Consider the following 16525-nt stretch of genomic DNA (forward strand, 5'->3'; position numbering starts at 1 on the left):
ATTGAGAATGACCGGGGGAACTCTGAAATTTTCGGCTTAGTTGCCGGCAGCTTGCCGCCAACTCACTCCTCTAGATAAGTATTTTGACTCACGCCCCTTCCTCTTTTGAGACGTTGTGACACTTAGGGTGCGGAATGTGGGTTGTATTTAGGGTTTGCTGAAAAAGTCAATTTGCCGGTGAGGGCAGCAGGGTAGAGGAGGGAGAAAGTGCTTGGTTAAGTTAAAACTACTCCTCAGCAATTTCGACTTCTTTGGGAGCAATGGGTTCTTCGGCAGCAATTTCTACTTCAATAGCCTTTTTCAGGTTAAGTTTTAGAACTTGAGAAATTGGCAAACCTTCCACCTCATTGATGAGATATTCTTGAGTTTCTGTTTCACGACGTTTGAGATAGACCGTTTTAAGCAGTGCCTCAATGCCATAACCCGTAACAATGTCACCAATAATGGTAGAGATGCCTAAGACCCCAAGTCCACCAATTAGTCCCAGCGGACCGCCTAACCCAAAAAGTGCGTAAATCATCGGATAGGCAGTACCACCGGATGCGGCAACAGCAATAATGAAAATAATGCCGGGGAGTCCCAGAGAAGCAAGTTTTTGAACAACTTCATCCAGAGAAATTCCCCAGGAGACAAGTTTTTTGTTGATTTCTGTGGGATTAATTCCGAGAAAATCATTGGGAATGGCCGTTTCAGTAGTTTCCGTCATTGATGAGACTCCTAAAATCACTAAGTTGGATTGGTTGGTCGGGATTTCATTCATATAAAATCCATGGTAAGGCAAAAGAATACAAATCGGCTGTCTAGCAATCAGATGCCTTGCAGCATTTTACATTAGTCTTACCGTTCACACAACTTGTAGAAAATCGTCAGTTCTTAGATTAAATCCTGTTGAAAAGATAGAGGAGATTGGTGAGAAACAATTGATAACTGTGTTTTTCAAGTTGAATTGGGAGTGAACCATAGTCTTAAAAACGGGTTTGGTATCAAATCTCAAGGCAAACTTTTAACTCTTCGGCTAAAATCTGGACATGGGGTTCCACCATAATCGAGACATGATTTCCTAGTACGAAATGAATCTCAACTGGCTCTGTAGAAAATTCACTCCAGCCTAAAGAGGAATCCTCGCAATCTCCAGCTATTAAATCTTTATTTGGATCATCAGCTAATTCCTCCCTGGCCCGTATAATCGTAATTTTACCAGGATAAATCTGTTTAGGGAGATAATCAATCAGACATAAACAGCTAGTTTTATAGGCTTGGACAATTTTTTCAAGCTGCCTAGTTTCCGCATTGGGAGGAAGCATATTAGCCAGTTTAAAAAAGTTTAAGGCGTATTTTAATTGTTCCTCCACTGTTAAGAGTTGAAGAGTTTCATAGGAAATATCGATGGTTTTATCTAAATAAACTTCGATACCTTTGCTGACTTCAGCTAACCATCGCGCATGATCCCAATTAATATAATCAAGCAAAATTTGTTTGTCTTTATAAGTGGGTGCTGAAGAATCAATGATTGCTAGTAATGCCACTTGTTGACCCTGATTAACCAACTGTTGAGCCATTTCAAAAGCCACATTACCACCGTAGGAATGTCCTCCCAAAAAGTAGGGGCCTTGGGGTTGTAAATCCTGCATGGCTTGAAGATAAATACTTGCTATATCCTCAATGCGAGTGATTTCTCCAAACTGTTGATAGAGATCATTTTCAAAACTGTAGAAAGGTTGATCTTTTCCTAAACAACGTCCTAAATGGTAAAAATAAAATGGTCGTCCCCCGGCGCCTGGAACACAGAAGAAAGGAGGCTTTGAACCCTGGGGTTGAATGGGAACCAAACAAGACTGGTTAGAGGAATCTGCATCGGTTTGGATAATGGTCGCTAACTGTTCAATAGTTGGGTTTTGAAATATTGTAGTTACGGCAATTTCCTTGCCTAACTGTTCTTTAATTTGGGTGATTAAATAAGGAGCTAAAAGGGAATGACCACCGAGGTCAAAAAAGTTATCATGCACGCTAATTTTGTCAATCTTTAGCACTTTTGACCAGATTTGCACGAGGTTTAATTCTAACTGATTACGCGCTTCAATAAATCTGTCTGAATCACTGGTATTACTAGGAGCTTTTAACGCACGACGATCAATTTTTCCGTTAGCTGTTAAAGGGAAAGACTCCAGCAGCACAAAAGCACCAGGAACCATATAACCGGGCAATTTATGGCTAAGAAATTGACGCAAATCGCCACTTGTTAGCTTTACTCCTAGCTTAGGTACAATATAGGCAACTAACTGTTTTTCCCCTGGATTGTCTTCACGAACAATCACACAGGAAGACTGTACCGCCTGATTTTGACTAAGTACAGCCTCAATTTCTCCCAATTCAATACGGAAGCCGCGAATTTTTACTTGATTGTCAATCCGTCCTACATATTCAATATTACCATCGGGTAAATAACGGGCCAAGTCTCCCGTTTTATATAATTTTGACGGCTCATTGCCCCCCTTATTAAGGGGGGTTGGGGGGATCACTTCATCCTTCTCAAAAGGATTAGGAATAAATTTTTCTTGGGTTAATTCGGGACGGTTAAGATAACCTTTGGCTAATCCTGCACCAGCAATATGTAATTCTCCTACTACACCAATCGGGACAGGTTGGAGATTTTTATCCAGCAAATAGATTTGGGTATTGGCAATCGCTTTACCAATGGGAATAGTTGTGGCTGTAGAAGCTATGTTTTCCACTAAATACCAGGAAGAAAACGTTGTATTTTCCGTTGGCCCATAGACATGAAGCAACCGTTGTGGCGCACCTTTTTCTAGTACCTCTTGTACCCATTTTGGTTCAACTGCTTCACCCCCAAATAGTAAGCAGCGTAAGTTACTAAAAGCTTGGGGAACTAAATTGGCTAACTGATTAAAAAGTGCTGTGGTTAAAAATAAGACACTAATCCGATTTTCCTTTAAGCTTAGTGCCAATTCTTGGGGTGAGAGCAAAACTGATTTAGCGATAATAATAATCTTAGCACCGTTAAGTAAAGCCCCCCAAATTTCAAAAGTAGCGGCATCAAAAGCAATATTAGACGCTTGAACAACGCGGTCATCAGGAGTAAACTGGATGTAATTAGTATTTAATACCAGTCGATTAACTGCTTGATGAGTGACGATAACACCCTTGGGTATTCCTGTAGAACCAGAAGTATAAATGACGTAGGCTAAATTATCCGCAGAAACCGCGCTGTTAAGATTCTGCTGACTTGCCTGATTAATTTGTTGCCAATCTTTGTCTAAACAGACAACAATAGCCTGATGATTTGGCAAGAAATTCTGTAAAGATTCGCAGGTTAACAGTATTTTAACCTGGGTATCTTGGAGCATAAAGCTAATGCGTTCTTGGGGATAATCTGGGTCAATAGGAACATAAGCTCCACCGACTTTAAGAATAGCCAATAATCCCACAATCATGTCTAAGGAACGCTCTAGACAAATCCCCACTAATTCCTCTGGTTTTACTCCTAATTTTCGCAGATAATGGGCTAATTGATTAGCACGACAATTTAATTCATTGTAGGTTAATTGTTGCTCTGAACATACCACTGCTACCGCGTCGGGTGTGCGTTTTACCTGTTCTTCAAATAATTGATGAATACATTGATCAGAGGGATAATCTGTGTGAGTTTCGTTCCACAATGATAACAATTGATAACGTTCTTCATCACTTAACATCGATAACTGAAAAATTCCCATATTGGGATTAGCTGCAATCGCAGTTAAGAGATTCTGAAAATGTTGCCCCATTTGGTTAATAGTGGGGGCAGCAAACAAATCCGTACTATAACACCAAACCGCTTCTAAACGATCAGAAACTTCCCAAAAATTTACCTCTAAATCAAATCGCGCTTTAAGCTCAACAGATAAAGGCAAACTCTCCATCTTTAAGCCAGATAAACTGGCCTCAGATTGGGGAGTATTTTGCAGAGAAAACATCACCTGTATCAAAGGATTATGACTTAAATTTCGGTTTAATTGTAATTTTTCTACTAACATTTCAAAAGGCAAATCTTGATGGGCATAAGCTGATAAAGTTGTTTGCTTTACTCGTTCTAATAACTCCAGAAAACTCGGATTTCCCGACATATCACCCCTTAAAGCCAAAGTATTCGCAAAAAAGCCCATTAATTTCTCAATTGCCGAACTATTACGATTAGCTATCGGAGAACCTACCAAAACATCTGATTGACCACTATAACGAGAAATTAGGACAAAAAAAGCCGCCAGTAAAGTCATAAATAGTGTTGCTCCTGACTCCTGACTTAACCGTTTGAGGCGTTGCGTTAAGTCTTGATTCAGGCGAAAAACCTGCCCATCACCCCGGAAACTAGGAATTGGAGGACGGGGATAATCCGTCGGCAATTCTAAAATAGTAGGTGCATCTTGTAACTGTTTTTGCCAGTAATTAAGTTGACGCTCCAAAACTTCACCAGTGAGCCATTGACGTTGCCATACAGCAAAATCGGCGTATTGAATCGATAATTCAGGGAGAGGGGAAGGCAACCCCCGGACAAAGGCCGCATAAAGTTGAGATAATTCATCAAAGAAGATGCTCAAAGACCAACCATCGTAAATAATATGGTGCATCTTCAACAGCAATACATACTCTTGGGAACTGAGTTTAAGTAACTTAAATTGGACTAATGATTCCTTGGCTAGATTAAAGGGTTTTAAGGAGAGAGCAATCGCTATTTCTTGCAGATGTTCTGTTTGTTCATTCTTTGATAAACCTTGTAAATCTTCCAGGGGTAAACTTACGGGGGAAGGGGGAGCAATGCGCTGAATTGGTTGCCCTTCTACCATGGGAAAAGTGGTTCTTAAAATTTCGTGACGGCGAATCAGTTCACTGAGACTTTGTTCTAAAGCTAATAGATTGAGGTTTCCTTCTAACCGCAAAGCGTCCAACAGATTATAGGAATGACTATCGGGGGAAAGTTGGTGTAAAAACCAGAGTCGTTGTTGAGCAAAAGAGAGGGGTAAATCCTGATCCCGTGACACGGGAATAATCTCTAAATCAACAGTATTAGTTGGGATTTTTGCCGCTCTTAAAAAGTCCAAAATTTCAGGTTTTTTGGCGGCGATTTCTTCTTTAATTTCTGGGGTCATAACCCCTTTGGGAGCCTGAAAACGAAGTTTTTCGCCTTCCAGCCATAGTTTAATGTCTAAACCCTTCAAATACGCTAAAAAATCTCCTACTTTCACTTACCAATTGCCTCCAAAGTTGTTGTTAAATTAGCTCTAAATCACGAAGTTTGCCCTGAGGATGTAAAAGTACATCAGATTGCCATTGACTAGGATCAATATTTGTCCTTTGCCGTTTTAACTGTCTTGCTAAACTATTGATATCAGCTAAAACTTTAACTGTTTTTATAATTCACCATCCTCATAATCTTCTAAGGTTTCAGTCATAGCTGTTTCTCCCGGTGCAACGGTAAGAACTTCAATAATTTGGGCTAAATTAGCGATAGTTGGGTATTCCAGCAGATTTTGTAAAGACAATTCCACCGAGAAAAGATCGCGGGAACGGGAAATAACCTGAGTTGCTAACAAAGAATGTCCTCCCAATTCAAAGAAATTATCCTTAATTCCAATACGTTCGACTCCCAAAACTTCACTCCAAATTTGAGACATTTGAGTTTCAATCGGGGTACGAGGTGCGAGAAATCCCGTAGCTAAATTGCGTGTAGCTGTATCGGGTGTAGGCAAAGCCAGCCGATCTACTTTACCATTAGGAGTCAAAGGTAGGGTATTAAGCAAAACAAAAGCCTGGGGAACCATATAACTAGGTAGCTTTTGTTGGACAAATTCCCGCACCTGTGGTATCAGCTTCTGGACTAATTTACCATATAGAGGATTATTCGTATAATCAGTCCAGGATTTGGGAATAATCGTCTCATCATCCCAAAAATTGGGGTATGGTTGTTCATCAACTTTACTTATTATCGGTTCTAAGATGGCATTCTGGCGACAGAAAACCACATCGAAAGAACCATCTTGACTACCTTCCCACCAACTGAGATGAACAGTGTAATCTAACTGTTCTCCCAGTTGCCACATTTGCTCAGGATTAATCCCTATTCCGGTATTTTTTGCTAACAATTGCCGCAATTCTCCCACCGTTGTTACCCCAGGAGGATTTTCTAAACAGTCTAAAATTTGTAGTGCCTTTTGTACTCGTTGATTGGGTACATCCCTGATGCCTAAATATTCTGGTTGTTCCAGTTTCAATTTATCTTGCAGTTGCCCTAAAGAAAACCGATCCCGCTGCCAATTTAGCCAAGGAATTGTCGTTTTTTGCCCATTAGTATCCAGATGTAAAGTAACATCATAGCGGAATTGAGTTAACTCATTGTCCGCCTGACCCCGTTTCGGTGCAATCTCTACCCAAGAAATTCGCGGAAAACGTTGTTTAAGCGCGATAAAGAACTGAGGTGCAATTAACAATTCTTCTTCGGTAGCTACACTTTGATTCACCTGTTTTTGCCATTGTTCAAGGGTTTTATTAGCTTCGGCACGAGCTAACTGTACCGCGGCATGGTAAGGCTCTAGTAAGGACAAACTACGGATATCACCTAGGAAAATCTTACCCTGATCCGCAATCGTCTTGACTGCTCCTGCGATAACTTGTAATAGATAATCCACACTAGGGAAATACTGAACAACAGAGTTAATTACTACTCGATCGAAAGTAGCTTGGGGAATGCCGGTAAAATCATCTGCTGTTCGGTGTAATAATCTTACTTTGCCCTCTAAACCCTCAATTGTGCCACATAAATGTTCTAGGTTATTAATAGTAGCAGCGGAATAATCGGCTCCCCAATATTCCTGACAATGTTTCGCCACACGGAATAGCAATAATCCACTTCCGCAACCAATTTCTAACACTCGTTGTGGTGGTTGATTTCCTAAAATTCGGCTCACTGTCTGATCAACCCATTCCTGCATTTCTGCTGCGGGAATAGCTTGTCGCGTATAACTACTATTCCAACCACTAATATTAAAAGTGGGGTCCTCGGTTTGAGGTTGGGGTTTACTGTAGGATTCTTCGTAAATCTTTTGCCAATCACTAACATATTCACTCTGCCATTGAGCAAGCTGTTCGGGCAATACTTGACCCTTGAGAGCCGGAACTAAGTAGGCTACCAAATTAGTATTAAGCTGGTCTTGATCATGATCACTTGCCTGATCAGCGCGAGCCATCACAACCGCTTCTTGTACTAGGGGATGTTGGCTCAAAACTGCTTCAATTTCCCCTAATTCAAGGCGGAAACCCCTTACTTTAACCTGATTGTCAATTCGTCCCAGATATTCAATTTTTCCATCAGGTAAATAACGAGCTAAATCTCCCGTTTTGTATAATTTTGACGGCCGCTCTCCCCCCTTATCAAGGGGGGTTAGGGGGGGATCAAGGGAGACAAACGGGTTAGAGATAAATTTCTCTGCTGTCAATTCTAGGCGATTCAAATAACCTCTGGCTACTCCTGCTCCTCCGATGTGTAATTCCCCGGGTACACCGATAGGAACCGGTTGTAAATGCGAGTCTAAAATATAAACCTGCACATGAGGAATTGGCCGACCAATAGTTATTTTTTCATCAACCGGCGTACATTTAGCTACCGTTGCACAAACACTTCCTTCGGTGGGTCCATAACCATTAAAGAAATTTCGTCCCTGTGACCATTTTTTCACCAATTCAGGAGAACAAGCTTCCCCGGCGACAATAATAGTTTGCAGAGAGGAAAGATTTTCCCACGGTAGTACCGCTAAAGCTGATGGCGGTAGAGTAATATGAGTAATCTTATTCTCCCGTAATTGCTTGATTAAAGGTAAACCGGGCATTAAATTTTCTTTACTTGCCAAATAAAGTCTCGCTCCCGCTCCCAAAGCCATTAAAACTTCTGAAATACAGGCATCAAAACTAAAAGAAGCAAATTGAAGCACTCGACTCTGAGAAGACACAGCAAAAGTCTGAATTTGCGCCAGAGCAAGGTTAGACAACCCTTGATGTTCAACCATCACCCCTTTAGGTTTACCCGTAGAACCAGAAGTATAAATCACATTAGCCAAATTAGAAGCTGTTACCTTCCCCGTCAAATTATCCCGGTTCATTGGTTTAATTTCTTGCCAAATTTCAGCTAAAAATACAGTTTTGCCTCGATGATTTGGGAGTTTATCAATCAGTGAACTTTGGGTTAGTAATAAGGGGACTTGACTATCCTCTAACATAAATTGTAGGCGTTCTTGAGGATATTCTGGGTCAAGGGGGAGATAGGCAGCACCGGCTTTAAGGATGCCTATTAATGCCACAATCATGTCTAAAGAGCGCTCTACACATAAACCGACTATTACCTCGGTTTCTAAGCCTAAAGAGCGTAAATAGTGAGCTAGTTGATTGGCCTGACTATTTAATTCTGCATAGGTCAACTGTTGATTTTCAAAGACTACTGCTACTGCATCAGGGGTACGCGCTGCTTGTTCCTCAATTAATTGATGAATACACTTGTTATAGGAGTAATCAGCTTTTGTCTCATTCCAACCCTCTAATAGTTGATACTCTTCCTCTGGGTTTAATAAGGGTAGTGAAGCTAATGATTGACGGGGATTTTCTACAATTGCCGCTAACAAAGTCTTAAAATGAGTCATCATACGGACAATGGTTTCAGCATCAAATAAATCCCTGTTATAAGAGCAAAAACCGCCCAATCCTTCGGCTGCATCCCAGAGGTAAAGTTCTAGGTCAACCCTAACTGAATCAAGTCCTGATGGTATCTCCTCAATGTTTACTCCGGGTAAATCCCAGGGAGAACTAGGAGCATTCTGAAGGGCAAAAACTATCTGTGTTAAAGGATTACGATCTAAATGACGCTCAATTTGTAATTTTTCGACTAACATCTCGAAGGGTAAATCTTGATGGTCGTAAGCGTCTTGAGTAGTTTGTCTGACCTGCGCGAGAAAATCCTCAAAGGTCGGGTCTTGAGATAAATCAAATCTTAACACTAAACTATTGACAAAAAAGCCAATTAACCCTTCAATTTCGGTGCGATTACGGTTAGCAATTGGTGAACCAATTACCACATCTGTTTGTTGACTATAACGAGATAGTAACACAGCAAAACCCGCTAGTAATGTCATAAAGAGAGTGCTACCGGACTCTTGACTGAGTTTTTTCAGTTGTTGCGTTAGTTGACTATCTAGTTGCAGTCGCTCCGTCCCTCCGCGAAAACTTTGGATTGCTGGCCGGGGACGGTCTGTGGGAAGTTGGTGTAGTAGGGGAACCCCGGTTAATTGTTGCTTCCAGTAGCTTAATTGACGGTCTAATACTTCATTAGTTAACCATTGACGCTGCCACAGGGCAAAGTCAGCATACTGTATCGATAAAGTAGGTAAATCTGCTTTTGTCCCGGTGCAGAAACTTCGATAATAGACCGATAATTCATCGATTAAAACACCTATTGACCAACCATCAGCCGCAATATGATGAATAGCTAATAATAGTACATATTCCTCTGTCTTGACTTGCAATAAGTTGACTCGTAATACTGAACCTGATTCGAGATCAAAAGGTTCGGATGCTGCTGCTAATAACAGGTTTTTTACCTGTTGCTCAGAATGACTGAGGTTTTGCAGATTGACAACTGGTAAGGTGAAGGTTACATTAGGATCGATCGCTTGTATTGGTTTGTTATCTTTGAGTTTAAATTGAGTCCGTAGGGGTTCATGGCGTTGAATAATGGCTTGGAAAGCTTTTTCTAAGGCTTTAACATTGAGATTTCCGCGCAAACGCATAGTTAAATCAATAGTATAAGCCCCACTTTCTCCTTCTAATTGATTCACAAACCAGAGACGTTCCTGGGCCCAGGATAGGGGAATATCATCCTCCCGATTAACGGGGACAATTGATGGTAGCTTTAACCCTAAACCTGTTTGCAGTTCTTTTAAAATTACCGCACTTAACTGAGCAATGGTTGGAGATTCAAACAGATAACGCAAGGGAACAACAATCTCAAAGGTTTCCTGTAATCGAGAAATAACTTGAGTTGCCAACAGAGAATGTCCACCTAATTCAAAGAAATTATCCTCAATACTGACTCGTTTTAATTTCAGTACGTCACCCCAAATCTGCGCCATTTTTTCTTCAATGGGGTTACGGGGAGCTATATATTCACCTTGGCTCTGTAAATCGGGAACAGGTAAAGCACGGCGGTCTATTTTGCCATTGGGAGTTAAGGGGAAAGCATCAAGAAGAATAAACGCAGTTGGGACCATATAGTCGGGTAATTTTGCTCGCAAAAATTGCCGTATTTCGTTAATTGTCAGGTTGATTTCGGGTTGCGGTACAACGTAAGCAACTAAGCGTTTATCCCCTAGATTATCTTCACGAACAATCACACAAGAAGACTGTACCGCCTCATTTTGGTTGAGTAACGATTCAATTTCTCCTAATTCAATACGGAAGCCGCGAAGTTTTACTTGATTGTCAATGCGTCCTAAATATTCGATTTTACCATCGGGTAAATAACGGGCTAAGTCTCCCGTTTTATATAATTTTGACGGCTCATTGCCCCCCTTATTAAGGGGGGTTGGGGGGATCACTTCATCCTTCTCAAAAGGATTAGGAATAAATTTTTCTTGGGTTAATTCGGGACGATTGAGATAACCCCGCGCTAATCCCATACCACCAATATGTAATTCTCCCGGAACACCAATCGGGACAGGTTGTAAATGGGAGTCTAAGATATAAATTTGGGTGTTAGCAATGGGGCGACCAATAGTTACTTTCAGGGTTTCATCTGTCCATTTTTCTACCGTGGCACAAACGCTGGTTTCTGTCGGTCCATAAGCATTAAAGAAATTTCTACCCGTAGCCCATTGTTTGATCAATTCTTCTGAACAAGCTTCTCCCCCTACAATAATAGTTTGTAACTCTGGTATTTCTTCTAGGGGCAAAGCCGCTAAGGCTGAGGGGGGTAAAATAATATGGGTAATACCATAATCTTTTAATATTCCCATTAATGGCAACCCGGGCATTAAAGCATCTTTGCTGTCTAAATAAAGGGTTGCACCTGCTCCCATGGACAGGATAATTTCCCAGATAGAAGCATCAAAATTGAGGGAAGCAAACTGGAGAAGGCGAGAGTTTGACTGTACGTTAAAGGTTTTAATTTGCGCTTGAGCTAGGTTAAATAGTCCCCGATGTTCCACCATTACCCCTTTGGGTTTTCCTGTAGAACCAGAGGTATAAATGAGATTAGCTAAATTATTGGCTGTTACTACTCCTGTGAGGTTATCCTGGCTATTTTGGTTGAGTTCTTCTGTGAATCTGTCTAACAAGATTAGCGGCGCTTGATGTTCGGGTAGTTTATCGATTAATCCCTCTTGAGTTAGCAATAATGACAGTTGAGCATCAGCGATGGCAAATTGTAGCCGTTCACTGGGATAATCTGGGTCGAGAGGTAGATATGCACCACCCGCTTTTAATATCCCCAATAATCCCACAATCATGTCTAAGGAACGTTCTAGACAAATCCCCACTAATTCATCTGGTTTTACTCCTAATTTCCGCAAATAATGGGCTAGTTGATTAGCACGACAATTTAACTCATTGTAGGTTAATTGTTGCTGGGAACAGACCACCGCTACCGCATCGGGTGTGCGTTTTACCTGTTCCTCAAATAATTGATGAATACACTTATACTCAGGATAGTCAACTTGAGTATTGTTCCACTCAATTAATAACTGATTAGTCTCGCTTTCTGTCAGTAAGGGTAATTGGGAAATCCGCGCTTGAGGATTGGCCGCAATTCCCCCTAATAAGTTGAGAAAATGCCCTGATAATCGCTCAATAGTGCTACTCTCAAACAAATCAGTATTATATTCCCAGACACCTTTTAAGCCATCATCGGTGTTAACCATAGCTAAGGTTAAATCAAACTTAGCTGTGGTATTTTCTGGAGGCAAATCTGTCACCGTTAATCCCGTCATTGCAATCTCAGACTTAGGTGTATTTTGCAGGACAAAAGCGACTTGAAATAGGGGAGTATGGCTCAAATCCCGTTCCGGTTGCAACGCTTCGACTAACATTTCAAAGGGTAAGTCTTGATGCGCGTAAGCATCCATTGTCACTTCCCGAACACGGGTTAATAACTGACTAAAACTCGGATTATCTGATAAATCCGTCCGCATCACTAAAGTATTAACAAAGAAGCCGATTAAACCCTCAATTTCACCGCGATTCCGGTTAGCGATGGGAGTTCCTACTAAAATATCACTTGACCCTGTATAACGATACAGTAAAGCATCAAAAGCAGCCAATAGCGTCATAAATAATGTCACCCCTTGTTGGCGACTCAATTCAGTCAAAGCTTGGCTAAGTTTGGGGGAAAGGGAAAATTCTTGCTGAGTACCGACAAAGCTTTGCACCGCAGGTCGAGGGTGGTCTGTGGGAAGAGATAATAATGGGGGTGCAGCTGTTAGTTGATTTTGCCAGTAATTTAATTGACTTTGTAGGACATCCCCTTGTAACCATTGTTTTTGCCAGAGTGCAAAATCTGCATACTGAATCGGTAAGGGAGCTAAATTTGCGGGATGATTTTGAGTGTAAGCATTATATAAGCTGGTCAGTTCGTGAATAAATACTTCGATTGACCAACCATCACTAATAATGTGGTGCATACACACTAATAAGAGATGTTCCGTCTCCGATAGCACCACTAAAGTGATTCTGATTAAAGATTCTTTGGCTAAATCAAAGGTTTGAGTGGCTTGTTTTTGCTTTAATTGCTCTGTTTTTTCTTCTTGTTCATGGATGGGTAAATCTTGTAAATCAACGACCGATATTGTCTCCCTTGTTGTTTGAATAATCTGAGTCGGTTGTCCATCAATCGTGACAAAATTAGTCCGTAATACTTCATGGCGATTACAGATTTCTCGTAAACTTTGTTCTAAGGCCTTTTGATTGAGGTTGCCTCGGAAATACAACACCATCGGTATATTGTATAAAGCGCTATTTGGTTGCAATTGATCTAAAAACCATAAACGCTGTTGAGCAAAAGATAGAGGTAGTTCTGTATCCTTAGTTCTCGGTAAAATCGGGGGTACTGTTAGCGTGAGATTTTGCTGCTGTAATTGTCCAATAAGATGCGCTAATTCGGCTACCGTAGCTGCACCAAATAAACTCCGCAAAGGTAGTTCTATTTTAAATAAACTCCGAATCCGAGAAACTAATTGAGTTGCGAGGAGAGAATGGCCGCCAATTTCAAAGAAATTATCATAAATTCCCACTTGCTCTATTTTGAGTATTTCTGTCCAAATTTGCACCAACATCTCTTCAATTCCATTGCGTGGTGCTACATATTGATCCCGGCGATTCCCTATTTTATCTGGTGCGGGTAAAGCGCGACGATCTACCTTACGATTAGTAGTAAGGGGTAAAGATTCCAGAAAAACAAAAGCTTGAGGAACCATATACAGAGGCAATTTACTGGACAGAAACTGACGCAGTTCACTAATCATCGGTATCCGTTCATAATGAGCTACTATGTAGGCGACTAAATATTTATCCCCCGGAGTATCTTCCCGAATAATCACACAAGATGTTTGTACATCAATATTTTGGTTAAGTACCGCTTCAATTTCTCCTAACTCAATACGGAATCCGCGAATTTTAACCTGATTGTCAATCCGGCCAAAACATTCAATATTACCATCGGGTAAATAACGCGCTAAATCTCCCGTTTTATACAAACGATTGAACGGTGAATGAGCAAAGGGATTGTCAATAAATTTTTCAGCAGTTAATTCGGGACGATTCAGATAACCCCGCGCTAAACGAACACCGCATAAATGCAATTCTCCCTTAACTCCAATGGGTACAGGTTGCAGATTTTGATCCAAGATATATGCTTTGGTATTAGCAATGGGACGACCAATCAGCACTGAATTGATTTTTTCTGACTGATAATCTAGCAAATCATGAACTATGGCGGTTACAGACGCTTCTGTGGGGCCATATACATTAATACATTGAACCCGTTTTCCGACCATTTGTCGCCAAATATTGACGGTTTCTGGTAACACTGCATCCCCTCCCACGGCGACGACCCGCAGACTGGATGGTACAGTAGCTAATGATTGGGAAACGGCGAGCGCCCATTCATGCCAATAGGCGGGGGTAATATTTAAAACGGTGAGGCTTTCTTGTTCGATAAAATCGGCGAAATCAGTCAAAGTTGGGAACATTTGCCCTGGTCTTAAGACCACTGTGCCACCTTTTAACCAAGTGGGAAAAATTTCTTCGGCAGCGACATCAAAGCCAAAGGAAGCAAACTGTAAAACGCGATCAGATTCTGTTAAACCGAATACTTCACTAATGCCCCAACTATGATTAACTAAGGCCGCGTGAGTTAACATCACTCCTTTAGGTTTACCGGTTGAACCAGATGTATATAATAGGCATAGTAAATTTTCTGGAACCACTTCACTGAGGGGATTTTCTGGACTTTGAACCGTCAAAATCTCGGCTAATTTATCTAAGACAATTACCCCCACATCTTCTGCTGGTAAAGAATCGAGTAAACTTTCTTGAGTTAGCAGTAGAGAAATTTGTGCATCTTCTGCCATATAAGTCAACCGTTGCTGGGGATAATCTGGATCTAAAGGTATATAGGATCCTCCAGCTTTGAGAACTGCTAATAATCCGACAATAACTAACAGCGACCGCTCTAGATAAATACCAACTAAAACTTCTGAATTTACCCCCAAAGATTGTAAATAATGGGCTAATTGATTCGCCTGAATATTTAAGTCTTGATAGGTTAATTCTTGACCTTCAAAGACCACTGCTACTGCAGCCGGGGTTCGTGCTGCTTGTTCTTCAAATAAATGATGAACGCACTGATGGAAAGGATATGCTTTTTCGGTAGCATTCCAGTCTTTTAATAATTCTTTTGCCTCTACTTCGGTTAATAATGGTAGTTGGAAAATTGGCTGCTGCGGGTTAACAACCAATGCTTCTAGTAGGGTGATGAAATTTCCTGTTAATCGCTCAATGGTACTGCGATCAAATAAATCGGTATTATATTCCCATACCCCTTGTAATCCTGCACCGGTATTCTCCATAGCCAGGGTTAGATCAAATTTGGCGGTGTCATTTTCTGTGGTGAGGGGAGTGGCAGTTAAGTCTATTAGTTCTAAGGGAGACGGGGGACTATTTTGCAGCAGAAAATCCACTTGAAATAAAGGCGCGTGACTTAAATCTCGTTCAGGTTGTAGGACTTCTACTAACATTTCAAAGGGCAAATCCTGATGAGCATAGGCATCCATTGCCATCTCCCGTACTCGACCCAATAACTGATTAAAATTGGGCTTACCTGACAAGTCAATTCGCAAGACCAAAGTATTGACAAAAAAGCCGATTAAACCTTCAATTTCACTGCGATTACGGTTAGCAATGGGAGTACCAATTAAGATGTCTTCCTGTTCTGTATAACGGTAAAGTAAGACAGCATAAGCGGTTAACAGGGTCATAAATAAGGTGACACCCTGTTCCTGGGTTAATTGGGTCAGTTTTTCGGTTAATTCCCAAGAAAGGCTAAAGGGTAAATGTCCCCCAGCAAAACTTTGTTGATTGGGTCGAGGTCTATCTGTTGGTAAAGATAGGAGGGCCGGTGCGCCGGCTAACTGTTTTTGCCAGTAGTCTAGTTGCTGTTGCAATACCTCTCCCTGCAGCCATTGTCTTTGCCAAAGGGTAAAATCTCCATACTGGATAGATAGGGGATTTAGAGGCGAAGATAAACCCTGAATATAGGCATTATAGAGGGCGGTTAGTTCCTGAAGAAATACTCCCATTGACCAGCCATCACTGACAATGTGGTGCATACAGACTAATAAGAGATGTTCCGTTTCAGATAACACCACTAAAGTGATTCTGATTAAGGGTTCACCGGCTAAGTCAAAGGGTTGAATCGCTTGATTTTGTGCTAACTCTTGGGAGGCAATTGCTTGTTCACTACCAGATAAATGCTGTAAATCCACAACCGTAACTGTCCAGGTTCGTGCTTGTATAACCTGGGTAGGGATACCATCAACGGTAATAAAGTTGGTGCGTAAAGCTTCGTGGCGATCGCAAATTTCTTCTAAACTCTGGATTAAGATTTCTGAGTTCAGGTTTCCCTCTAAACGCAAGGCTAGGGGGATATTATAAAAAGAACTATTCGACTCAAATTCAGCCAAAAACCAGAGACGAGTCTGAGCAAAAGATAGGGGTAACTCTGCTGCTTTGTCCCTGGGTAAAATCGCCAGTTCAGTGAGTTGTTCTCCTTCGGAAAGCCGTTTTATTTCTTGGGACAATTCGGCGATTGTCGGTGCAACAAATAACTCGCGTAAGGGCATTTCTACCTGAAAAGCCTCACGGATGCGCGAAATTAGTTGCGTTGCTAATAATGAATGTCCACCCAACTCAAAGAAGTTGTCGTGAATCCCCACCTGTG

Annotated in this window: 3 protein-coding genes; all 3 read right to left on the reverse strand. The window is 41.2% G+C overall.

What is annotated here, in order from left to right; all coding sequences use genetic code 11:
* Nucleotides 1-226: 226 nt before the first annotated feature.
* Nucleotides 227-706 (reverse strand): hypothetical protein, encoded by a 480-nt coding sequence (locus tag PX481_RS28970; RefSeq protein WP_043999063.1) that lies wholly within the window; start codon nt 704-706, stop codon nt 227-229.
* Nucleotides 707-983: 277 nt separating this feature from the next.
* Nucleotides 984-5240 (reverse strand): non-ribosomal peptide synthetase, encoded by a 4257-nt coding sequence (locus PX481_RS28975; protein WP_288097420.1) that lies wholly within the window; start codon nt 5238-5240, stop codon nt 984-986.
* 165 nt (nt 5241-5405) lie between these two features.
* Nucleotides 5406-16525 (reverse strand): non-ribosomal peptide synthetase (locus PX481_RS28980; protein WP_288097423.1); only part of this gene is annotated, 11120 nt, incomplete at its 5' end.

It is taken from the genome of Microcystis sp. M53603_WE2 (assembly GCF_030065435.1).

What these genes read in the sequence shown, in the direction of transcription:
- PX481_RS28970 (WP_043999063.1), bottom strand. Translation starts at nt 706, where the DNA reads ATGACGGAAACTACTGAAACGGCCATTCCCAATGATTTTCTCGGAATT.